Consider the following 23085-nt stretch of genomic DNA (forward strand, 5'->3'; position numbering starts at 1 on the left):
CCTCTGCAAAGTTAATACGCACTTTCAAATGCCTCTGGTCATGTAGCGCTCAGTTCAACATCCCCCGCTCGCCATTTTCGAACCATGAGTGTTTCTATCATTGAACAAACCCACTCGCTGATAATCGCAAGTGCCGACACCATCAGTGCGCCGCCAATAATTTGCGGCGTATCATTTCGGCCCAGTCCATCAATAAGAAACCTGCCCAGCCCGCCGAACCCTGCATACGCAGCGATGGTGGCTGTTGCGATAAGTTGCACCAGGGCTGATCGGAATCCAGAAAAGATCAGCGGAAAAGCCAGCGGCAACTCGAGCTGAATAAACATCTGCCATCTGCGCATCCCCATTGATCTGGCAGCCTGCTTCAGAGACGAATCCACCTGATCGATTCCAACATAGGTATTGGTTAATATCGGCGGGATGCTCATGGTCACCAATGCGATAATCACCGTGCTGGTTTCATAGCCAATGAGCATGATTGCAAGTATCACAATACCCAGAGAAGGTAATGCTCGCCCAATATTGAACAGCCCTATCGCCACCTGCGCGCCTTTGCGGTAGTTAGCCAGAAGTACGCCGAGCGGCAACGCTATTGCACAAGCAATAGCCAGGCTCAAAGACACATAATAAATATGCTCTGCCAGCCGAGTCAGTATTCCGTTTTCACCCAACCAATTGTCAGGAAGAGAAAACCAAAGGTAGACACCTGCGATCATGTTCATCAGCGCACCCAAGGGACCAGCCATTTATTAATTGAATAAAACAGAAAATCAAAACATAACGCCAACATCACCGTCAGGACCAAGCTGACCGCCACAGGCGTAGTGAAACTTTGAGCCAGCCCGGTAATGAATAGCTGGCCTAATCCGCCTTGGCCAATCAAGGCAGTAACAGTCACCAGCCCCACCAAAGTAACCGAGGTTGTTCGTAAGCCCGCCAATAACGCAGGCAGCGCCAGTGGAAGTTCAATCCCGAGGAATCTCTGCATGCGCGTATACCCGAGCGCACGGGCTTCCTCCAATACGTCCGCAGGGTTACTCGCAAGCCCCGCCAAGGTGTTCCGCAACACAATAAGCAAGGAATACAGGCTCAAACCAATGACCGCCGTCGTCTTGGATAAACCGGTAAAAGGCATTATCAAAATAAACAGCGCCAGGGACGGAATGGTAAAGAGTATGCCGCTGACATAAATCATAGGGCGCGCCAATCCTGGCTGCCACAACGTCAAGAGCACCATTGCGCCCGCTAATAGCATCCCTATACACAGGCCCAAGGTCACCAGCTGAATATGATCAACTAACAACTGGCCGATCTGCTGCCAGTTTTCAACGATCCAGGACCAGTCAATCATTGCGCACTTCCGAAGCGGCGCTCATTAAGTGCGCTGTGAAGGCTGGCAATCGAGAGGCAACCTTCGTAACCGCCCGCCTCGTCCACGCGAACAACCACACCGATAGGAGCCGTTAGAATTTTAACCAGTGCGTGATGCAACGAGTCGTTACTCGACACCGTTGTCAGCTCGGGAACAGGCACGTCCGATTCACTGACCCACTTCAACGGGTTGGACTTATCATCCAGCAGAAGTTTGAATTCGCAATTGACTTCATCCGCTGGAAGATCAGAAACCTTCATCAGCGAAAGTCTTTTTAACAGCGGATCTTTGCCGATAAAGTTCTTCACAAACTCGCTGGCAGGATGGGCAAGGATATTGTGAGGCGTATCGAACTGAACAAGCTTTCCTTCGCCCTCGAAGATGGCAATCCGGTCCCCGACCTTGATGGCCTCCTCCATATCATGGGTCACCAAAATAATGGTTTTATGCAAACGTCTCTGAAGCGCAACCAGTTCATCCTGGAGTCGCTCGCGTATCACCGGATCAAGAGCGGCAAAGGGTTCGTCCATCAATACAACCGGTGGGTCCGAGGCCAATGCCCTCGCCAGAGCGACACGACTTTGCTGCCCGCCTGACAGCTGATTAGGATACCGGTCAAGAAATTCGGGCTGAAGTCCAACCAGGGAAATGAGCTCGCTCACGCGCTGGCAGATTTTATGTTTGCTCCAGCCCAAGAGCCGCGGTACTGCGCCAATATTTTCTGCAACCGTCTGGTGAGGAAATAAGGCTGCGCTCTGCATCATGAAACCAATGCCGCGGCGTAGCGTAACGACGTCAAGCTCATCGGTCGCGACCCCATTGACACAGATGCGACCACTGTCCTGGGTGTCCAGCCTATTGATCATTCGCAAGATGGTCGTTTTGCCACACCCGCTTGGCCCGACAAATACGCAGATCTCCCCCTCCCGAACATGAAGCGTTAAATCGCTCACGGCCATTCGCGGGCTGCCCTTATGAGTTTTCTTGATGGCTTCAAAACGTATCATTTTTCCGACGCCCAGATTAGCTTTGGTATTTTTAGTGCCTGGCAGGATGGCGAGGACAATCCACGGGATTGACCAGATGCCGATGCAATAATTGGAAGTAGCCGTGAATGACATAGCCGTTGTTTCGAGCGATCCATTGTTCACGCCTGGCTCTATACACCCGGGGCAAGTAAAACCAAGGTAAACCGGGAAGATCGTGATGAACCAAGTGAAGATTGAGGTTCAGAAAGAGCCAGCTCAAAAGCCCTGACGATTCATTGATAACCGTGCGGTGCTCCGGCAGCGTTGACGGCCGATGTTCGTAAAACGACCGGATCATCGAAATGGACAAGGCCGGCAGCGAAACTAAAAATATGTACTGCACGGAGCTGATGGCGCTGTATTGTTCAACCAAGGTCAGCACCGCGACAACACTTAGCGAGTGAGCCGCCCACACTCGCCTAGCGCTTCGCTCCCCGAGAAATAAGTCTCTGATCTCGCTACCCAGAAGGGATGTCACCGCCAATGGCGCTCCCATAAGCAAGCGGCCACCCAAGGTCTTATTTACCCAAAGCAACGCTTTCACATAACGAGGTGACTGCAACCAGAAGGCACTTGTGACATAGCGACTTTCTGGATCTTGCCCAGGCACCGTCAGCACCGCGTTGTTGTGATGCGCCAAATGCGTGTCTCTATAAATATCGTAGGGGTACCACACGGCAAATGGCAGGAACCCGAGGGCTCTGTTTATGGCAGGCCAACGGGTTGGATGACCGTGGATAAGCTCATGCTGAATCGACAGCCAGAGCACGACCAATGGAATAAGCAGAACAATGGTGAATACTTCGCCAAATGCTTGCCCATAAAAAACAATAACGGCCCAGACCAGATAGAATCCGACCAATAAAAGCCAAGTAGGCCATTCAGTTTGGCTGGTTAATGTAGTGCTCAGCTTAACAATTTCAGCTCGATGAGCTTCATCCAAATAGTTTGGCATTTGTTGTAAGTCGCGATAGATCTTGCTCGGAACAGAAGCCCAATCACTCACGCGTCAAGCTGCAACCCCATGGGACCGGGTATTACCTGAAGATGATTGGCTAGACTAACGGTATGGAAGTGCCCAACAGCGATTATTCACATGGCGTAGAGAAGAAACGCCAAGCCTTCGCTGATTGCACTGCAGGCTTCGCTGTTGGCCTGACAAGGGAGAGGTTTGCCGGTAACGAATGGAGTGGCAATGGAGGCACAAGGACTAACGCGGATATTGCCTGAGTGAGAAATCACTGCATTGGCTCCGTCATACGACAGAGCCTCAAGGCTGATTTGTAAGATTCGGGCGCCGGACATAGTCGTACCATAAAAATAGGATTGAACATATCCGGCGGTCCGGTAACCGCAATGTAGCATGATGACTAATACGATCAAGGAATATATTTCATTATGCTTATTCCTAAAATGAATAATAATTAAGCAATGCGTCTCCCCCGCTCTGAATTTGCCTGCTCCGCTAGCCTAGTCGCCGATGCATTTTTTGCCGCCAGCCTTGCTGCTCCAATCGGTGGATGCCCGCGCCGCACAAATTTGGACGCCATGACACGGTGCCCGCCCGCGCCATGAAGAATCTAATTAGAGACGCGGTGTAGCCTGCGCGTAAATGCCCGGGCCACACTGCAACGCAATCCTATTTGCGCGGATGTTGAGTGGCCTTAACACGTCTGGTCATTAAAACAGTCATGGCGCATTCAACAACAGGTTACGATCTCGACCTCGCAAAATCCGAGGCTAAACCTTTGTGGCATCACACTCTCCACTCCGCTGTAAGGCTCAAACCAATTCGGCTAAAGATGTCGGATTGAAGCCCTTCAGATCCGCGTAATCGCCTTTTTCCACTTTGGCGACCCAATCCTTGTCACTCAGCAGAACACGCCCTACTGCGATCAGATCAAACTCTTCGCGCTCCATGCGCTCGATAAGCCGCTCCAAACTCGCCGGGGTTGATCCCTTGCCGGCGAAGGCATTAGTGACATCATTGTCTAGCCCAACCGAACCGACGCTAATGGTTGTGGCTCCAGTGACTTTCTTCGCCCAGCCCGCGCAGTTCAGGCCGTTCTCACCGTCAATCTCGGGGAACTCAGGTTCCCAGAAGCGGCGCTGTGAGCAGTGCAGGACGTCGACACCAGCCTCGACTAATGGCAACAGCCAGTCTTCCATCACAGCTGGCGTTTCAGCGACGCGTACTCCGTAATCCTGTTGCTTCCACTGGCTGACACGCATGATGATCGGGAATTCAGGGCCAACAGCATGACGAACAGCAGACACGATCTCACTGGCAAAACGCGAGCGTTCCTTGATTGTCGGGCCGCCGTAGCGGTCGGTGCGCAGATTGGTACCAGACCAGAAAAACTGATCGATCAAATAACCATGGGCTCCGTGGATCTCAACGGTATCGAAGCCCAGTCGTTTGGCATCCGCTGCGGCCTTGGCGAACGCTGCTACCGTGTCGGCAATGTCCTCTTCACTCATCGCCAAGCCACGCAGGTCACCTGGCGAATCAAGGCCCGACGGGCTTTCCACTGGCGCATCTGGCTCCCAGTCGTTGATGTAACGCGTGGCACCGGTGTGCCAGATCTGCGGTGCCATGCGCCCGCCAGCGTTGTGGACCGCATCGATCACGTTTTTCCACCCAGCCAGCGCCGCTTCGCCGTGAAAAAAAGGAATACCGGAATCATTGCGTGATGCTGGGCGATCAATCACGGTGCCTTCCGACAAAATCAGCCCGACACGTCCCTCTGCCCGCCGCCGGTAGTAGGCAGTGCTCGCTTCACCCGGGATGCCTTCAGGTGAGAACAGACGCGTCATTGGCGCCATGACAATCCGGTTCTTCAATTCAAGCGACCGGATGGAAAAAGGACGAAATAAAATGCTGGTATCAGGGTTTGACATTGGATGGACTCCATTTGCTTTTGGAAGCCATATAAGTATATTTTGTAAACCAAATGTCAATTAGGCACCTAGAGTCGCCTAGGTATACATGAGGAAACTTCGATGCTGGAATTAAAGCCGCAATGTTTTTCGTCGGAGTGCCCAAGCCGGGCGCTGTTCGACCAAATCGCAGACAAGTGGTCGATGATGGTTCTGGCGGTACTTGATGACGGGCCGCATCGTTTTAACGCCATCAAGCGTCGCCTGGAGGGCGTCACTCAGAAGGCCCTGACACAGTGCCTGCGGCGACTGGAACGAAATGGTCTCGTCTCGCGCCAGGTCATCTCGTTCTCGCCCGTGGCAGTCCAGTATGAGATCACCCAACTTGGTCGAACACTGCAGCAGCCATTTCGCGAATTGCATAAATGGACGCTCGACAAATTGCCTGAGGTTGAAACGGCCCGGTTGAAGTTTGACGAGGCCGCGGAGGGAAGCTGACGATGCGAGTCTTTTTATTGACTCGCCGCCACTGCCACCCTGCAATGCATTACTTGATAGATCTGCTGGCGGTATCCCTAAACCTACCAACGCTACATTGAGTGCCTAATTGACTCTAGGTTTATCTGCAACCGCCTGATGAGGTTATTGCTGGCTCAGGCGATCGCAGAAGCAACACTGCCAAGTGGTGAGCGTGCAGAATATTCGTCACAATAACGATATGGGATAATTAATAAAAATCCGGTTTTCATCAAACTCATTGGTGCTGAAATCCCTGCGAACACTCGAGTTTCGCCATCTAAAGCTAAGATTCTTCAGCGCGCCGGACTGCACGACGTAGGCCAATTCCGATTCTCGGCCCCATTCTTTGCCATCTGTGATCGAACCTGTGTGGACATTATCACCGCTGATATATCGGTTCATTAATGTCAGTCCCGGGACACCGAGCACAGCGAAGTTAAAGTCATGCCGTACCTGCCATGAGCGCTCCTGAGCGTTATCAAAACTGGCGTTATAGCTATCGTTGGCCAAAGTTCCGCCACTGGTGCCGTTGACCCGCATCCACGCGCTGTCGCCGGTGAGTTTTTGCAGGCCCACGTAGAAGGTGTTGCCGCTGTATTTGGCCGAGAGCAGGGCGAAGGTGGTCTTGTTGTCGAGCTCGCCAGCCCGGGCGCTGCCGTCTTCCTTGCCGTTGAAGAAACCCAGATTGGCCCCCAGGGTCCAGTCGCCCACGGGCTGGCTGTGGGTCAGATTGACGTATTGTTGCTGGTAGATATCGGTCAATTCGGCGTACCACAGGCCGACCTGGGTGCGCTTGTCGTTGAAGCTGTATTCGCCGCCGCCGAAGTTGAAGCGGTCGGAGGTGAACGCGGCTTTGCCGTTCATGAACATTTCTTCCATGCTCGCGTCGTTGCGCGGACTGTTGCCACGGAACTGGCCGCCATAGAGGGTCAGGCCGGCGATCTCGTTGGAGGTCACCTGGCCGCCACGAAAGGTCTGCGGCAGAGAACGGCCATCGTCGGAGCGCAGAATCGGCAGCACGGGCATCCATTCACCCACCTTCAACTCGGTTTTTAACAGTTTAGTTTTCAGAGCCACCCCGAGGCGGCCGAAATTATCGGCTGGTCGGCCGTCGTCGTGGATCGGCAACAGTTGGGTACCGCCGGTGCCTTTGCCACCATCAAGCTTTTGAGAATAAAGACCCAATACATCAACACCGAATCCTATCGGCCCAGCGGTATAACCAGAGCGAGCGTCAAGGATGAAGCTCTGTGTCCACTCCTCTGCTTTATTCTGTGGTGCGGCGCTGTTGGGATAGGCAGGATTGATGAAGTTGCGATTGATGTAAGCGTTGCGCAAGTTGAAGGTGGCCGTAGCGCCATCGACAAAGCCGCTATTTTGATCGGCTTGAACAGCGGCTGACGAACCCGCGCAGAACGCAAGAGTCAGACTGATCAGAGATTTATGTGCAGGCACGCTGCGGAAAATAACAGGGTAGCGCATGATGTTTTCTCACAATGAGTTATTATTGTTTTTGTTGCGATTTTTAGCTCGCGATTCAACTTATTCACAGGCAACACGAAGAGCTAATTACCGAGCAACTGCGGGAATCCCTTATCTGTCTTGTAATAGTCCGTTATTGAGAAACTTCATAATTGTTTAATATCGCCTTAAACAAAACCCGAGCGTGCGCAGACGCGAGCCTAACTCAATGCCTGTATCGGCACGCTCGTGGGGAATTGCGTAATAACAATGACTGAAAGTTAAAACGTGCTCTAACGCTCGGCGATCAACCCGCACTCCCCGGCGTTTTGCAACGTGTATATTCCAATTGATAAAGCGTGGTTTCCGCTCCCATCGATTGCCCCTCCAACAGCCGTTGCAGCTGCGCCACAAAAGCCTCGCCGGCGACACGAACGTAGTCGGGCGCACAGCCTTCGATCATGACGATCCAGGCCGGTATTTGGGTCCCTTCGGCGCGGGCTTTTTTCTCTGCGGTTTCAACCTTGCTCACGACCTCATCTGCCACACACAAATGCACGCCCGTAATACCCTGTTTATCAGCAAGGGGAGGAAGCACGCGTTGGCGCAATGCGTCTGACACCGATTTATGCTGCCCTTCGACAACATCGAAACGGACCGTTAACAAATACGCGCCCTGCCCCACACCGCTGGTGTAAGTGACCTCGCAAATGGATCGCGCGACGTTGCGATAGGACTGCACCGACTGCTGGGTCCATGCCGTCGGACTGTTGAGACGCGATAAATAATCCTGCCCTCCCAACACCTGCACAGTATCAGCCTCATAGAGGTTGAAATAGGTCGGACCTGCATCCAAAGCGATGTATCGGCGTCCCCGCAAAAAACCCGGAATTCCAGCCCGCTCAGGCATGTGCTCACGGTTATGCCACTCATAGAACTCGTCCCGCGCTTCGGGCAAAAGATCGTGCCAGATTGCGACTACACCTGTTCCAGCAAAGCTCATAGCGTTTTCCTCTAGCGATAGTCAGTCAACATTGGGATGGCGACCGGCGACCCATGCAGCCCCCATTTCAGCAACGTACGGAACCACGGTCTGAAATTGTTCACCCAGGCCTTGGCCACCGACACGCATGGTGTCACCCGCCTTGAGGAATACCGGCGGCTTCTGCCCGAGCCCCACACCTGGTGGCGTACCTGTAATGATGACGTCACCCGGCATTAGCGGCATGAAGCGACTGAGGTACGCGACGATATGTGCAACGCTGAAAATCATCGTACGGGTATTGCCGGTCTGGAGACGGTTGCCGTTCACATCGAGCCAAAGGTCAATTGCCTGCGGGTCGGCAATTTCGTCACGGGTGACCAGCCAAGGTCCCAGAGGAGCGAAAGAAAAACCGCTTTTCCCCTTGGTCCACTGACCTTCGTATTCAAGCTGATAAGCCCGCTCGGAAACATCATTGGCCAGGCAATAACCGGCAATGTGATTCAATGCCTGCGACTCATCGATCTGCCAGGCAGGCGTACCGATGACGATGGCCAGTTCAACCTCCCAATCCAGCTTCTGAGCGCCCGTTGGTAAAATGACCGGATCGTTGGGTCCGCTGATGGAAGCGGTGTGTTTGTTGAAGACCACCGGCTGACTGGGGATAGGTGTATTCGTTTCAGCCGCGTGATCGGAGTAGTTCAGGCCGATGCAAATCAGGTTCGGTACGCTGCCTACGCATGGACCAAGACGTGTGCCAGGCGCCACCACCGGCAGCTTTTCAACGTCAACAGCACGCAGTTTTTCCAGCACTGTCGGGCTCAGGGCCGACGCATCGATGTCGTCGACAATGCCCGAAAGGTCTCGCACGATCCCTTGCGAATCCAAAATTCCCGGCTGTTCCTGCCCCGGTAAACCAAAACGAACTAAGCGCATTTGTTACTCCTCCAGCGTTGAGAAATGGACAGACAATGAGCCTGCTTCACCGAACTGAACATGCAGTGGCTGATTGACGGGCACATCGAGAACACCTGCATAGGACCCGGTGATAATCACCTGCCCTGCTTGCAGCCCTATCCCTTGTGTAGACAGAAAATTGGCCAGCCATACGATCGGCAGCAACGGATCCCCGTCCGGATGGCGGCCCTTGATATTCAGAAGCTCTGCCGTTGCATCGCTCAGGGTGATATCCAGTTCAGAGGGCATGCTCGCAGAGTTCGACAGCGTGATTGCCGCCCCAAGTACCAGGCCGTGATTGAATAGACCGTCCGCGAGCAATTGCTCGAACGGCAGTGTGTGTGGATCGGTATAACGGCAATCGATCACTTCCAATGCCAAGTGCGCGTCGCTGATCGCAGCAACGATCTCTTCAGTTGTATAAGGCTCGACACGAGCCGGCAAATCATGGGCCAGGACGCACGCCAGTTCAGGCTCGATGCGCGCCTTATCGGCGTCGGCGGCCAGTCGGTAACGTTCGCCTTTTACGATGCTGTCGCTGTAGATCGGGGCAACGATCCACTTGCCAGCCGGGGGTAACGCACACTTCCACCCCCCCACGGTTTTTCCAGCCAATGGCCCCACATGCTGCTGGATGGCAAAACCTTGTGCGAGGCTGCTTGGCAGGTTCGGGCCTGGCAAGGATGCCAGCCGAACACCCTCTAGCCGTGCACGGACCAGAGCGGCAGCGGCGACTTCCAACCCTGGCCCCGCCTCGGTCCATGCAGGTGCGAGCTGGCTCATACGTTCTCCGCATGCACGCTGTTCTGGCGCGGCCAAACCGTACCCAGCTTGTTGGCTGCATCTTCCAGCAGGGCATGCAATTCGTCATAACGTTCAGGCTGCATGCGCAAGACCGGGCCGGCGATACTCATCGTGCCGACCACAGTACCGGACGGAATCAGCTTGACCGGTACGGCAATCGCCCAAACACCCGCCTCGGCTTCTTCAATGACCAAGCCATACCCGCGCTTTCGGGTCAGCGCTAGCTCGGCCAACAAACCTTCGATGCTGTTGATCGCTTTCGGCCCCTGCCCCATCCCGGCGTCAGCTTTCCCCAATCCGCTACGCAGCGCATGCTCAATGGCCAGTTCATCAGGCATTGATGCCAGCCAGGCTTTGCCATTGGCGGTGGCGTAGAGATTGATCGGTTTATCCATGGCCGGCGAATACATGAGCCCCGGCGCGGCACCTTGGGCCGAAGACAGCCAGGACAAGGTGCCCTCGTTGACCACCGTCAACCGCACCAACTCATGACATTGAACAGCCACTTGCTCAAGGATCGGCTGGACCAATTCAGGCAAGCCAATCCCATGTAAATAGCGCTGCCCCAACAGTGCCAGCTTCAGAGTCAAGCGGTATTGCGAGGTGGCTTCATCCTGCTCTGCCCATCCTTGCTCGACTAATTGAGCAAGCACTCGATGAGCAGGCCCCTTTTCCAAGCCCAACTCAGCTGCGATATCGGACATCCGCATCCAGCGAGCTTCACGTGCCAGCAGCTCAATAGCCTCCAGGCAGCGGTCAACAGCACCTTTAACGACTCTCATATTTTTCTCGACTTATCTTTGACAATGAAGTGAATGTGAGCAACATTGTTCGTACTGGAACGATGTTCCAATAGTATGCGGGCGCCACCAGATAAGTCAAACCCACTTGTATCTGGTTGGCCTTATCGAGACAGAGCTGGACGCGCAGGTGGTTTCCAGGAGGCGGGACGCCTGACAGATATAAAAAACCGAACCCTTCGGTCCGGCTCTTTTATCAATAGACGTGCGCCTGTATATGTTCAATCTTTGCGGAAGAACGCCGAATGCATCTCCCTTCCCAGCCTTACCTACAGAAGCCCGCGAGCAGCAAGATTGTGCATCATTGCTCGCAAGCCGAAAGTCCAGGGCGCAGCCTCATGACTGTATGTGACTGTGTTGCGCAGTGTGCCCAACAACGGGCTACCTATGCTGACCTCATCACCCTGCTTATGCGTAAAGCCGCTTCCCGGCTCCTCACGATCCTGGGTAGGCGCAAACAAGGTCCCAAGAAAAAGCATGAAGCCATCAGGGTATTGGTGATCGCCGCCGACAGTCTGGGCCACGAGATCCAACGGGTCACGGCTGATCAATGCCATGGAACTGCTGCCTTTAAGGATAAAGCCGTCGTCACCCTGAACTTGCAAATCCACGACGCAATTGCGCACGTCATCGAGCGTAAACGCTTCATCGAACAGACGAATATACGGGCCGATCGCACAGGACGCATTGTTGTCCTTGGCCTTGCTCAACAGCAGTGCGCTGCGACCTTCGAAATCACGCAAATTGACGTCATTGCCCAAGGTGACGCCATGCACTTGGCCTCGACTGTTCACCGCCAGCACAATTTCCGGCTCTGGGTTGTTCCATTCAGACTTGTGATGAATTCCGATTTCGCTGCCGCAGCCCACTGCGGCCAGAACCGGTGCCTTCGTGAAAATCTCCGCATCCGGGCCGATACCAACCTCCAGGTATTGCGACCACATGCCCTGCTTGATCAGCACAGCTTTAAGGCGCATCGCTTCTGGCGAGCCCGGTTTGATTGCCCGCAAGTTATCGCCTATTGCTTCTTGCACCAAGCGGCGAACACTTTCGGCTTTGGCAGCATCACCTCGGGCCTGCTCCTCGATCACCCGCTCAATCATGCTGGACGCGAAGGTCACCCCAGCCGCCTTGATGACTTGCAAATCCGCTGGGGGCAACAGAGATGCCTTGCCGGGATCGGAATGGTTGCCGGTGTTCCAAAGCAGCTCATCGACTTTTTCTGAGATTGCTGCGGTGTCTCTTCTCTGTAGCCGCTTGCCGCTGTCTGGCGAACTCTAATAAGGTCGCAACAAACATCCGTGTTGTTCGCTCATGCTGCGCATTGCCTCGGGCGAGCGCAGCATAAGCGAACAACACGGATACGGACAAAATGAGTTCGTGCCTTGGCAGATCGGCGCCGTCACCTGATTTTCAGTCCTGGGAATACCTTGCCCACCTATCTCTTGCACGTTCAACCTGGAGACAACCATGTCCCTCATCACAGGCCAAAATTTTATCGGCGGTCAGCGCAGCGCCGCCGGCAGTATCATCGTCAAGAGTGTGGATGCCAGCACCGGAGAGACCTTACCCTATGCCTTCCACCAGGCGACTCCGCAAGAAATCGAGGACGCTGCCCATGCAGCCAACAACGCCTTTTCCAGCTACCGCAGCCTGAACGCGAGCAAACGGGCTGAATTTCTCGATGCCATTGCTGAAGAGCTAGAGGCTTTGGACGATGAGTTTATTGCGCTGGTTTGCCGTGAAACAGCATTGCCTGTAGCTCGCATCCAGGGCGAACGCGCACGTACCAGCGGTCAAATGCGCTTGTTTGCAAACGTACTGCGGCGTGGTGACTTCTATGGAGCTCGCATCGACCAAGCGTTACCACTTCGCAAACCGTTGCCGCGCCCTGACCTTCGCCAGTACCGCACCGCAATCGGTCCGGTTGCTGTGTTTGGTGCAAGTAATTTTCCGTTGGCTTTCTCCACGGCCGGCGGCGATACCGCCTCGTCACTCGCGGCGGGTTGTCCGGTGGTATTCAAAGCCCACAGCGGCCACATTGCTACTGCAGAACAGGTAGCCAACGCAATTATCCGGGCGGCCGAGCGCTGCGGCATGCCCGCCGGTGTCTTCAACATGATTTATGGCAGTGGCGTAGGCGAAGCCTTGGTAAAACACCCGCTCATCAAGGGAGTTGGTTTTACCGGATCGCTCAAAGGCGGTCGAGCGTTGTGCGATATGGCCGCCGCTCGCCCGGAGCCCATTCCAGTCTTCGCCGAGATGTCGAGCATCAACCCGGTTGTGATCCTGCCTCAGGCACTCTCGCGTCGAGCTGACAGTATCGCTCGGGATCTTGCCGCCTCGGTGGTTCAAGGTTGTGGGCAGTTTTGCACCAATCCCGGACTGGTAGTTGGCATTCGTTCGGATGCATTCAGTGCCTTTCAGAATAGAGTGGCAGCATTGATAAACGACCAACCGGCACAAACAATGCTCAACGCAGGGACCCTGCGTAGCTATGCGGATGGCTTGCAGAACCTGCACGCGCACCCCGGCATCGTGCACCTGGCTGGCAGCAGCCAACAGGGTCACCAGGCCCAGCCACAGTTGTTTAAGGCCGACGTAGAGTTGTTGCTTAACGGCGACAAGGTTCTTCAAGAAGAAATCTTCGGCCCCACGTCAATCTTCATCGAGGTCGCTGACCAGGCGCAACTCAACGCTGCCATCAATGCCCTTCACGGACAATTGACCGCAACCTTGATTGGTGAGCCAGAAGACCTTACGCAATTCGTAGAGTTGACTGCTTTGTTGGAGATGAAGGTTGGCCGCATCCTCATCAATGGCTACCCAACGGGTGTCGAGGTCTGCGATTCAATGGTGCACGGCGGCCCTTATCCTGCGACTTCCGATAGTCGCGGCACCTCGGTCGGCACCTTGGCTATCGACCGCTTCCTGAGACCAGTCTGCTTCCAAAACTACCCCGATGCATTGCTTCCCGATGCTCTCAAGAACGCGAATCCGTTGAACATTTCGAGGCTCGTCGACGGTTATCTCTCGCGAGATAGCTTGTAGGTTGGCAAACGTGCAAGGCGGCATGCAGACGAATTGATTTCCGATTCTCTTAAGGCGCGGGGCTAGTGCGCCTTAAGGTCACCCTGTACCGCTGACACGCCCAACTTTTGCAGAGCAACCTACTACAACGTTAAAACCTGTCGTTGGGGTCATTGCTCTCGACAGTGCTGACAGCTTGACGCTTGGGAACCTGTTCATCCTCTTACACCCTATTCGCTCAATTGCACGAGCGGGCTTTAGCGTGCTCGCTCGGCTTGGCGACAACGTCAGACGTATGAACTCAGCACCTAACAAATAACCAGCGTCCCGCCTTGATCGACCAAGGAACGACTCCCTTGACAAGGCAGCGACTCTGGTAACAGAATTACTGATGGAACGCAGTTACAATAACAACAATTGAGAAACCGGAGACACGTGATGAATCAGAGCATACCGATCGACGCTCATTCCAAAGGCCAGTCAAAGAAAGCCGCAGCTAGCGGCTGGATCGGCTCGGCACTGGAGTATTACGACTTCTTTATCTATGCGACCGCGGCGGCCTTACTGTTTCCACAGCTCTTTTTTCCATCTGATAACCCAGCGGTCGGCATCATTGCCTCTCTGGCCAGCTTTGGCGTGGGCTATATCGCCCGGCCGATAGGCGCTGTTGTCCTAGGGCATTTGGGTGATCGCCACGGCCGTAAAACGGTTCTGGTTTACTGCATGTTCGTGATGGGCTTCTCGACGATGTGTATCGGACTTCTGCCAACGTACCAGCAGATCGGGATCTGGGCTCCGGTGCTGCTTGTGACGATGCGCCTGATTCAGGGTTTTGCGGTGGCCGGGGAGATCTCCTGCGCCAGTTCCATGATTCTCGAACACGCTCCGTCCGGTCGCCGTGGTTACTTCGCGAGCTTTACCCTCCAAGGGGTTCAGGCCGGGCAGCTGCTCGCGGCAGCAGTCTTCTTGCCTCTCGCTCATTTCATGCCTGCGGATCAGTTCGCTTCCTGGGGCTGGCGGATTCCGTTCCTGCTCAGCGTCGTCGTTGTCATCATGGGGTATATCATTCGCCGCCAGGTCGATGAGACACCTGCGTTTGCCGAACAAAAAACGCAAGGCGAAGCTCCTGTCCTGCCAGTCGTCGAAGTCATCCGGCAGAGCTGGGGTGATCTCTTGCGTGTGATCTGCATGGCACTTGCCGCTGTGATCGCAATTGTCGCCTCGGTATTCGGCGCTACCTACGCGGTTCAACCAGCCTATGGAATCGGCTTCCCTGCAGGCGTCTATTTGTGGATTCCTCTGCTGGGTAACATGTGCGCGGTGATCCTAATCCCCTTCGTTGGTAACCTCTCGGACAAGATCGGCCGCAGGCCCCCAGTCATCATTGGCGTTCTCTGCGCGGGACTGCTCTCGTACGCGTATCTGTACGCTATCAGCATCCATAACCTGTGGTTTTCGCTGGTTCTCTCCGTACTCATGTGGGGCGTCGCCTACCAGGGTTTCAACGGTGTATTTCCGAGCCTCTTTCCCGAATTGTTCCGTACGCGGGTGCGTGTGACCGGCATGGCCATCGGACAGAACATAGGGACTGCGATGACTGCGTTTCTCCCGGCAATCTTCGTTACTGTTGCGCCCCCCGGCTCCGACAATATCCCACTAAGAATCGGCTCTCTTACATTAGGTATTTGTGTTATCGCTGCGATCGCGGCGTTCACTACACGCGAAACATACCGGATTCGCCTTGAAGATCTCGGCAAGCGTAACGCGGTGCCTATCGCCAAAGAAGAATACGATCGTCTGCGGGCCGAAGCGATGCGGGGCACAGCTCCGACAGCCGCCCCGAACGACCTGGCTAGCCAACTGCGCTCGTAACGACCTTCGACGATTACACTGGTGCGACCATTAGGTTTTCGCGACCCACACAGGCCCGACGGGCAGAGCAGCATCATGCGGTCGGCACTTGCCAATGCATAGCCATCGACGCTGTGCATGCCCAAGAAGCCAGCCAGGGCGCCTCTTCCCGTCAACATCAAATATCAGGCAACCATGGCCTCACATATCACAGGAACAACTCGGCTTTATGGATTGGTCGGCCATCCGCTGATGGCTGCCAAGTCTCCGCAATTATTCAACCGGCTCTTTATAGAACAGCAGGCAGACGCGGTTTGTGTTCCATTGGAGGTCAAGGCCGATGACCTGTCCTCGTTCGTGGCGGGTGCCAGAGCACTGAACAATCTCGCTGGCATCTTGGTCACCATGCCACATAAGCAAAGGATGCTGGCTCTTGTCGACGAACTTCATCCGACTGCTCGTCAAGTGGGTGCAATCAATGTCATTCGTTGCGAAACAGACGGACGCTGGGTCGGCGCAGTATTCGATGGCCTCGGCTGTGTTCTTGGCATGCAATGGGAAGGCAACCATCCAGCGAACAAAAACGTTCTTTTGGTAGGCGCTGGAGGCGCAGGCAGAGCGATCGCATTTGCCGTCGCGTCGGCGGGTGCTCGATCGCTGACTATCTCCGATGTCGACGAACACCGAGCTGAGGATCTGGCGAAAGCCGTTGCTGCCGAAACAGGTTGCATCACGCAATCCGGCCCACCGGACCCACATGGCTATGAAATCGTGATCAATGCCACGCCGCTTGGCATGAGCAAAAATGATCCTATGCCTGTCGACCCCGAGCGGCTCGAGCCCGGCACCCTCGTTGTGGACATCATCAACTCGCCGGAATCGACACCGCTTTGCGATGCTGCGCGTAAACGAGGTTGTCGTACCCAGGACGGGGGCCCCATGCACAAAGGTCAGGCGTTGCTTGCACTGCGCTTCCTTGGGTTCGATTACCACCCCGATAACGTAACAGCAGTCGATGCCGAATTATTGTTGCCGCCGGCAAGAGATGCCGGCCATTTGACGTAAAAGCGCTTCAGCGAAAACGGAAAGAACGACCCGTTTTCATCGAAGCGAATAAAGGGGAAGACCATGAATGATTCCAAAGCCGCTGAAACCTATAGGGCGATCATTTTCAACCCGAACATTCCAAATGTCTGCTTGTACCGCGCCAGGAGTGAGTACGTATGAAAGTTGCGTTACTGGAGGTCAGCCATTGGCACGTTCCGTTGTATTTGGATGCTCTTGAGACCAACGGGGTCCAAGTGGTGGCCGTATCGGATTCGGAGCACGTGAAGGGCGAGGCAATTGCCGAGCGATTCAAATGTCCTTTATATAGCTCATCCTATGAGTTGCTTGAGCGCGAGGAGGTCGATTTTGCTTTCGTGTTCGGCAGGCATTCGGAAATGCCGTCGCTGGCAGAAGCCGTGATCGCACGAAACATCCCCTTTGCCCTGGAAAAGCCCTGCGGCATCAACATGGCACAGGTCACACGGCTACGGGAGCTGGCCGAGCAAGCCAATCTCTACTGCGCTGTACCGCTGATCTTCCGCATGAGTGAACTGCTGAGTGCTCTGCAAGATGCTGAGGGATGCTTGGCCGCAGACTTCAACTACATGTCTTTCCGTTTCATCGTAGGTCCGCCCGCTCGCTATGAAACTGCAGGCTCAGGCTGGGCCATCGATCCCGCTTTTTCAGGAGGCGGATCCACGATCAACGTGGCTACGCATTTCATAGATCTCTTCAGACTATTGACCGGTAAGGAGGTCTCGCGAGTCTCAGCCATCATGAATTCACTGACGCATCGGGGTGCCGTCGAAGACTATTCGTTATTGACCCTGCAGACTGAAGATGGCGTGATCGGTGTTGTGGAAACGGGATACAGTTTCCCCAGTACCGCCGACGAGCAGCGCGAGTTCTCCTTCACCCTTTCATCTGATCACATGTATGCCAAATCCGGTCCCGACCGAATCGAAATAAGGGATCGACAGAACCTTGCAGCCGGCACTCGAAGCCGCCGACTACAACTGGACACAGACGTCTATTACCCACTGTTCGTCAAGCAAGTGCTTGCTGAATGCCGTAACGGGGTCAAGCCAATTGCATCATTACGCGACGCCGAGGCAATCATGCAGGTCATGGACGCGGCCTACGCTTCAGCTCGGCAAGGAGGTACGCTTTTGACGCTTACGCAGACGTCTGAATGAGTCGAACATGCTGATGTCGCGCGATTCCAGACCCACGGGCCAGTTGCAGGAAGCCTTGTGCAAAGGTAACGAATTCATGTGGCCTCGATCGATTCTCGATGGAATGACAATCCAGGATGTCGACCCAAAGGCTTCGTTCCTGGATATCCTTGTTTGGGCGATGGCGGCCACGCACTGACGAAAATACACCCCCATCCGTGCGGGCTGCGATGCATCGTTCAACTCAGTCTGCGGCGATCTGCGCTCCTCCCTTGCGCGGCTCGGCACTGAAAAACAGAACTTTGATCACGATGACCAGTACGGCCAGCGCCGCAAATAGCAAACCACTGTACAAGGTGCCCTGCAAACCCATGCGCGCCAGGAACCACCCACCCGTGGTTGACCCGATCGTCACCCCCAGGTTGATGAACAAGATATAAATGCCGGTGGCGAATTCGGGCGCTTCCGGCGCTTCGGAGGTCAGCCATATCTGCGTGACGATCAGCCCGCTGGTATGGGTTGCGCCCCAGATCACCACAATAATCAACATTGTCATCAGGGACGGACCGGCAACGTTTGAAAAGTGGACAGCCCGAAAAATGCGCGTAATGCGTTATGCAGATAATTTCATCATCACTGGTTGTTCGAAAGAATGACTGAAGAATGAAGTCAGGCCCGCTGTGGTTGAATCCCTGGCAGAACCTGGACTCATTCTCTCCCCCCGGAAAACCATAATAACTACATAGGGGACGGGCTCGACTTCCTCGGTTGGAACTTGCGCAAGTACCACGGCAAACTCCTGATCAAGCCATCGGAAGCGAACATCAGGGCACACCTTGCCCACCTCCGAGAAGTGATCAAGACCAACAAGGCGACCAAGCAGGTCAATTTGACAGGTCTGCTCGACCCGATTTTACAGGGGGTGTATCAAGAGCAAAAAGATAGAGTAACTCAAAACCACACTACCAAACGCTGGCGGATTTTATGTAGCAACGCAGACTTCAAAATGGTGCATACGCTTTTACAACGACTCTGATCGATTTCAAAACACCTCACAGGGGTTGATCCGTATAGGGACGCCGCTCAGGTAATGCGATGACAACATGCTAACGGACACAAGGTTTCAGTAAAGAAAATCATTCGCGCTATACGTCCGTTTTTTTTCAGAGCCCCGTCCACCGAATGAATCAGTCAACTATCAAAAAAGCATATAGCCAGTAGCAATAACCCACATAACAAATATCAATACCACATGACCACTTCACCATTAACTCACTATTTATGACTGAAGCAACCTCATTGAATATCGTTCACTCAACAACGTCTTCACGGCACCATAAAAATCATCCAACTCACTGTAATCATTAAATAAAAACCTTATCAAGACACTCACTCCATTGACTGTACCACGTTGCTCCATCAGTTCATCTAAAACTCTGCCATCAGGCAAGCTTGCAAAAACATCACAACCGTCTAAGTTCATGATTATCTTTGCAAGCGTCATCAACCGCACATAAAAACAGCCATTCAGGCGGGGGAGCTTATTTTCTAAAACAAACCAGACGCTGCTTTTAATTGCTGAAACGGAAATCAGTCATAACAATCAAGAGGGATGCTTGATGAAGCGCAGCCGTTGGTATCGTGCGTTCTCGCAAAGAGGGCCAGCCGAACATTTTTGGTTGTCATTGTTTTGCTTCTCGGGCCTGGTGATCGCCAGCTTCTTGTTGTTCGAACAACAGATCCAGGACTTCCTGACCCATCTCAACCTGTACCTGCCTTCGACGCCCACCCAGAAACTCAACCTGGCGCTGCTGCTGATCGCCCTGCTGGCGCTGGACGTGGTGTTGCCAGTGCCTTCGAGCATGGTCGCGCTGCTGGCCGTGGCCATGCTTGGCGGTCTCGGCGGTTACCTGGTGATTTTCATTGGCCTGTGCCTGGGTGCCGGGTTGGGTTATGCACTGGGTGCTGGCTATTTTCGTCTGTTGTCCGGCCGCCTCGGCCTGCATCAGCGCCAGCCGGGGCAGCTGGCGTATCGGCTGAGCACGCTGTCGTTGATCTGCCTGCGCGGCGTGCCGGTATTGGCGGAAACCTCGGTGGTGGCCGCCGGTATGCAACGTTATCCGCTGCGCGCGTTTGTACTGGTCACCACTCTGGCCAATACCGGCCTGGCACTGGCCTACAGCGCCATCGGCACCTTCCTTGTCGAGCAGAACGCGCTGCTGGTGACCCTCCTCGCCAGCATGGTGTTGCCCGGGCTGTTTATCGCCGGGTACAGCCTGCTCAAGACCTTGCGCAAACAAGTCGCGGAGCAACCCCTGCACGGGCGCTTCGAGGTCAGTTACGACTACCCGGTGGTGTTCACCGATCACCTTTTCGAGCCGTCCAATCCTTGTCTGCACCGCCAGCTCACCGCTCAGCACAGAGGCCCGGTGACGGTGCTGGTGTTCGCCGATGAACAACTGTTGCAAAGCGCCCCACACCTGCTGGAACAGATCGATGCCTACTTTGCCGCGCATGCGGCGGATCTGCATTTGCAGGCGGCGCCGATTGCGCTGCCGGCCGGCGAACTGAGCAAGGATTCACAGGTGTTACAGCAGCTGTACACCGACATGCTGCAGCATGGGCTGGACCGGCACTGCTATGTACTGGCCCTGGGAGGCGGCGCGGTGCTGGATGCGGTGGGCTACGCCTGCGCCACCTTCCACCGTGGCATTCGCCTGATCCGCATCCCGAGCACCGTGTTGGCCCAGAACGACGCGGGCATCGGTGTGAAAAACGGCATCAATGCCTTCGGCCAGAAGAACCTGCTGGGTGCCTTCTACCCCGCCACCGCGGTGATCAACGACTTCCAGCTGCTGACCAGCCTGACCCGCCGCGACCAGATCGCCGGGCTGGCCGAGGCGGTAAAGGTGGCGCTGATCAAGGACCAGGCGTTCTTCCAATGGATGGAGCAACAGGCCGACGCCCTCGCTCACTTCGATCACCCGGCCAGCCGCTATGCCATCCGCCGCTGCGCCGAACTGCACCTGGCGCACATCACCGGCGCCGGTGACCCCTTCGAACGCGGTAACGGGCGGCCACTGGATTACGGGCACTGGGCCGCGCACAAACTGGAAAACCTCAGCCAGCACCGGCTGCGCCATGGTGAAGCCGTCGCGGTGGGCATAGCTCTGGATGGGCTCTATGCCAATGCCTTGGGGCTGTTGAGCGATGCCGACACCGAGCGGGTTCTGAACCTGCTGCTCAAGCTTGGTTTCAGCCTGTGCCCGCCGGAACTGACCTTGAAAGATGCTCAGGGACGCTCACAGGTTTTGCTCGGACTGGAGGAATTCCGCCAGCATCTGGGTGGGCAACTCTCCATCCCCATGCTCAGCCGGATCGGCGAGTCGGTGGACCTGCATGAAATCGATACCGCGCGGATGGAGCAGGCGCTGCAACGGCTGTCCACCCGCAGCGGCCCGGCGCTCACCCTGAGCGAGGGCTGCGCGCAATGAGCCAGACACCGCTGAACCTGAAGACCTGGATGACCCTCGGCCGGGTATCCAACCTGCCCACGGTGTGGACCAACACCCTGGCTGCCGCCCTGCTGGCCAGCAGCGCCAGTGCCCTGGCGCCGCCGTCGTCCCTGGTGTGGATCCTGCTGCTGGCCGCACTGTCGCTGCTGTATCTGGCCGGCATGTTGCTGAATGACCTGCTGGACGCCGACTGGGACCAACAGCACCATAACCCGCGCCCCATCACTTTGGGCCTGGTCAGCCGCCAGCAAGTGGGTCTGGCCACTGCGCTGTTGCTGATGCTGGCCGCAGCCTCAGTACTGGGCCTGAGCCAGTTGATCGACCAACCGCACTGGCTGCTGGGCAGCGCCATCCTGTTGGTGGGCTGCATCCTCGGCTACAACCTGCTGCACAAGAAATACGCCCACAGTGTCTGGCTGATGGGCGCCTGCCGCTCGGCGCTCTACCTCACGGCGGCGGCCAGCCTGGCGGTGCCACCGGAGCCGATCTGGCTCTGCGCCATTTTGCTCGGCATCTACATCAGCGGCCTGACCTACCTGGCTCGTCAGGAACACGACAACCAGTTGCTCAGCCGCCTCCCTCTACTCCTGATGTTGAGCCCGCTAGCGCTGGCGATCTATTCCGACAACGTCTGGTTCTGGCCGGTGCTGCTGCTCTGGCTTGGCTGGCTGGGCTGGCACTACTGGCAGCACCTGGCCAACCCGCAGCAACGGCAGGTCCGCGCCTTTATCGGCGCTGGCCTGGCGGCCCTGCCACTGTTCGATGCCCTGGTGCTGGCCGTGGCCAACCAGCCACTGGGCAGCCTGTTATGTGTCCTGGTGTTTTTCCTGCTTCCACACTTCCAGCGCTGGATCAAACCGACATGAACATGGACGTCACTGCGCCGCCATCGGCGGCCCTCGAAATGCGCCACGACTGCCTCGCCGAACAACACCAGGCCCTTACCCAACAGCTCGATGGGACGGAGCTGCAGTGGTGGCGCACGGCACAGGAGCGGCTTGCCCAACGCCCGGACGCCAATACCGCAGCGCTCTTGAGCAGCCAGTGCAAGCGCAGCCTCAAGGAAGCTGCACTGCCCAATAATGCTGGCTGGAATCACGTGCAACTGGCGCGGGCGTTGTTGCTGTCTCAGGTCCTGGAGCAACACCCCCTCACCGGGCAACTGCCCTTGCTGCGCCAGCTGTTTCTATGGGGCGACGATCAGGAAAAAATCGCTACCTTGAAAGCCCTCGACTGGCTCGACAGCCGAGGGCTGTGCGTGGAGCTGGCCCTGCAGGCCGGGCGTACCAGCAACAGCCAGGTGTTCGCCGCCCTCGCGCTGGACACCCTCTACCCCTCGCGTCACTACAGCGAACGCGCCTTCCACCAACTGGTGCTGAAAGCACTGGGCATGGGGCTCGACGTACGACGCCTGATCGGCCTGACGCAACGACACAGCGTCACCCTCAACCAGTTGGCCCTCGACCTGCTGGACGAACAGCTCGCGGCCGAACGAACCGTGTCCGCCGGGCTGCCCCGGGTAATTGCCTTCAACCTGCTCAGCCCGGCGCAACACCAGCGCCTTATCAGCCTGAGTCGGCAACAACGCTTACCGCCGGAATGGCGTGACCAGCTGGCCGGCACCTCACCGAACTGATGCTCAACGGTTCCCTTCCTTTGACGAG

21 protein-coding genes and 2 pseudogenes are annotated in these 23085 nt (G+C 55.6%); 10 read left to right on the forward strand and 13 right to left on the reverse strand.

Annotated features, from left to right (window positions below):
• Positions 1-38: 38 nt before the first annotated feature.
• The 5 genes from AC07W5_RS17945 to AC07W5_RS17965 all read right to left on the reverse strand — a co-directional run bounded on the left by AC07W5_RS17945 (position 39) and on the right by AC07W5_RS17965 (position 5301).
• Positions 39-722, reverse strand: coding sequence for an ABC transporter permease (locus AC07W5_RS17945; protein WP_495010820.1), 684 nt, complete (start codon positions 720-722; stop codon positions 39-41).
• Positions 722-1351 carry an ABC transporter permease gene (locus AC07W5_RS17950; RefSeq protein WP_495010821.1) on the reverse strand — a complete coding sequence of 210 codons (630 nt, stop codon included), beginning with the start codon at positions 1349-1351 and terminating at the stop codon, positions 722-724. Before AC07W5_RS17950 ends, AC07W5_RS17945 begins: the two co-directional genes overlap by 1 nt.
• On the reverse strand, positions 1348-2523 hold the full coding sequence (locus tag AC07W5_RS17955; RefSeq protein WP_495010822.1) for an ABC transporter ATP-binding protein: 1176 nt from the start codon (positions 2521-2523) through the stop codon (positions 1348-1350). Before AC07W5_RS17955 ends, AC07W5_RS17950 begins: the two co-directional genes overlap by 4 nt.
• On the reverse strand, positions 2411-3355 hold the full coding sequence (locus AC07W5_RS17960; protein ID WP_495024021.1) for a fatty acid desaturase: 945 nt from the start codon (positions 3353-3355) through the stop codon (positions 2411-2413). Before AC07W5_RS17960 ends, AC07W5_RS17955 begins: the two co-directional genes overlap by 113 nt.
• Before the next feature lie 827 nt (positions 3356-4182).
• Complete coding sequence (locus AC07W5_RS17965) at positions 4183-5301, reverse strand: NADH:flavin oxidoreductase (protein WP_495010823.1); 1119 nt, start codon at positions 5299-5301, stop codon at positions 4183-4185.
• Between the two features lie 102 nt (positions 5302-5403).
• Between AC07W5_RS17965 and AC07W5_RS17970 the strand changes: the two genes are divergently transcribed.
• Positions 5404-5778 carry a winged helix-turn-helix transcriptional regulator gene (locus AC07W5_RS17970; RefSeq protein ID WP_495010824.1) on the forward strand — a complete coding sequence of 125 codons (375 nt, stop codon included), beginning with the start codon at positions 5404-5406 and terminating at the stop codon, positions 5776-5778.
• Between the two features lie 207 nt (positions 5779-5985).
• On the opposite strand, the gene AC07W5_RS17975 is transcribed toward AC07W5_RS17970, so the two are convergent.
• From AC07W5_RS17975 to AC07W5_RS18000, 6 genes and pseudogenes are all read right to left on the reverse strand, one after another.
• Positions 5986-7281 (reverse strand): OprD family porin, encoded by a 1296-nt coding sequence (locus AC07W5_RS17975; protein ID WP_495010825.1) that lies wholly within the window; start codon positions 7279-7281, stop codon positions 5986-5988.
• A 286-nt stretch (positions 7282-7567) separates the two neighbouring features.
• On the reverse strand, positions 7568-8263 hold the full coding sequence (locus AC07W5_RS17980) for a hypothetical protein (protein WP_495010826.1): 696 nt from the start codon (positions 8261-8263) through the stop codon (positions 7568-7570).
• 21 nt (positions 8264-8284) lie between these two features.
• Positions 8285-9178, reverse strand: a complete 894-nt coding sequence (locus AC07W5_RS17985) for a fumarylacetoacetate hydrolase family protein (RefSeq protein WP_495023980.1) — start codon at positions 9176-9178, stop codon at positions 8285-8287.
• Positions 9179-9181: 3 nt separating this feature from the next.
• Positions 9182-9982 (reverse strand): 2-keto-4-pentenoate hydratase, encoded by an 801-nt coding sequence (locus AC07W5_RS17990; RefSeq protein ID WP_495023981.1) that lies wholly within the window; start codon positions 9980-9982, stop codon positions 9182-9184.
• Complete coding sequence (locus AC07W5_RS17995) at positions 9979-10785, reverse strand: IclR family transcriptional regulator (RefSeq protein ID WP_495010829.1); 807 nt, start codon at positions 10783-10785, stop codon at positions 9979-9981. Before AC07W5_RS17995 ends, AC07W5_RS17990 begins: the two co-directional genes overlap by 4 nt.
• Positions 10786-11072: 287 nt before the next feature.
• Positions 11073-12020: pseudogene (locus tag AC07W5_RS18000) on the reverse strand (fumarylacetoacetate hydrolase family protein); the annotation flags it as partial.
• Positions 12021-12273: 253 nt separating this feature from the next.
• On the opposite strand from AC07W5_RS18000, the gene AC07W5_RS18005 reads away from it, so the two are divergent.
• The 5 genes from AC07W5_RS18005 to AC07W5_RS18025 all read left to right on the forward strand — a co-directional run bounded on the left by AC07W5_RS18005 (position 12274) and on the right by AC07W5_RS18025 (position 18105).
• Entirely contained in the window at positions 12274-13854 is a 1581-nt protein-coding gene (locus AC07W5_RS18005; protein ID WP_495023982.1) for an aldehyde dehydrogenase (NADP(+)), read from the forward strand.
• A gap of 417 nt (positions 13855-14271) precedes the next feature.
• Entirely contained in the window at positions 14272-15705 is a 1434-nt protein-coding gene (locus AC07W5_RS18010; protein WP_495023983.1) for an MFS transporter, read from the forward strand.
• Positions 15706-15822: 117 nt separating this feature from the next.
• Entirely contained in the window at positions 15823-16749 is a 927-nt protein-coding gene (locus tag AC07W5_RS18015; protein WP_495010832.1) for a shikimate dehydrogenase family protein, read from the forward strand.
• 158 nt (positions 16750-16907) lie between these two features.
• Positions 16908-17927 carry a Gfo/Idh/MocA family protein gene (locus AC07W5_RS18020; RefSeq protein WP_495023984.1) on the forward strand — a complete coding sequence of 340 codons (1020 nt, stop codon included), beginning with the start codon at positions 16908-16910 and terminating at the stop codon, positions 17925-17927.
• Positions 17928-17934: 7 nt separating this feature from the next.
• Positions 17935-18105 carry a hypothetical protein gene (locus AC07W5_RS18025; RefSeq protein ID WP_495010834.1) on the forward strand — a complete coding sequence of 57 codons (171 nt, stop codon included), beginning with the start codon at positions 17935-17937 and terminating at the stop codon, positions 18103-18105.
• A gap of 45 nt (positions 18106-18150) precedes the next feature.
• On the opposite strand, the pseudogene AC07W5_RS18030 reads toward AC07W5_RS18025, so the two are convergent.
• Positions 18151-18477, reverse strand: a pseudogene (locus AC07W5_RS18030) (MFS transporter); the annotation flags it as partial.
• Positions 18478-18681: 204 nt separating this feature from the next.
• Here AC07W5_RS18030 and AC07W5_RS18035 point away from each other — a divergent pair.
• On the forward strand, positions 18682-18942 hold the full coding sequence (locus AC07W5_RS18035; protein WP_495023985.1) for a hypothetical protein: 261 nt from the start codon (positions 18682-18684) through the stop codon (positions 18940-18942).
• Between the two features lie 243 nt (positions 18943-19185).
• On the opposite strand, the gene AC07W5_RS18040 is transcribed toward AC07W5_RS18035, so the two are convergent.
• Positions 19186-19410: a hypothetical protein gene (locus AC07W5_RS18040; protein ID WP_495010836.1), complete on the reverse strand. Its 225-nt coding sequence runs from the start codon at positions 19408-19410 to the stop codon at positions 19186-19188.
• A gap of 115 nt (positions 19411-19525) precedes the next feature.
• Between AC07W5_RS18040 and AC07W5_RS18045 the strand changes: the two genes are divergently transcribed.
• The 3 genes from AC07W5_RS18045 to AC07W5_RS18055 are packed head-to-tail and all read left to right on the forward strand — an operon-like array spanning position 19526 to position 23057.
• The gene (locus tag AC07W5_RS18045; protein WP_495010837.1) at positions 19526-21400 is read left to right on the forward strand and encodes a 3-dehydroquinate synthase; all 1875 of its coding nucleotides are present in this window, start codon (positions 19526-19528) and stop codon (positions 21398-21400) included.
• A complete protein-coding gene (locus AC07W5_RS18050; protein WP_495023986.1) occupies positions 21397-22287 on the forward strand; it encodes a UbiA family prenyltransferase in 891 nt (296 codons plus the stop codon). The genes AC07W5_RS18045 and AC07W5_RS18050 overlap by 4 nt, the downstream gene beginning before the upstream one ends.
• On the forward strand, positions 22284-23057 hold the full coding sequence (locus tag AC07W5_RS18055) for an EboA domain-containing protein (protein WP_495010839.1): 774 nt from the start codon (positions 22284-22286) through the stop codon (positions 23055-23057). The genes AC07W5_RS18050 and AC07W5_RS18055 overlap by 4 nt, the downstream gene beginning before the upstream one ends.
• Positions 23058-23085 lie beyond the last annotated feature (28 nt).

Source organism: Pseudomonas sp. GW821-FHT01E05 (assembly GCF_059422425.1).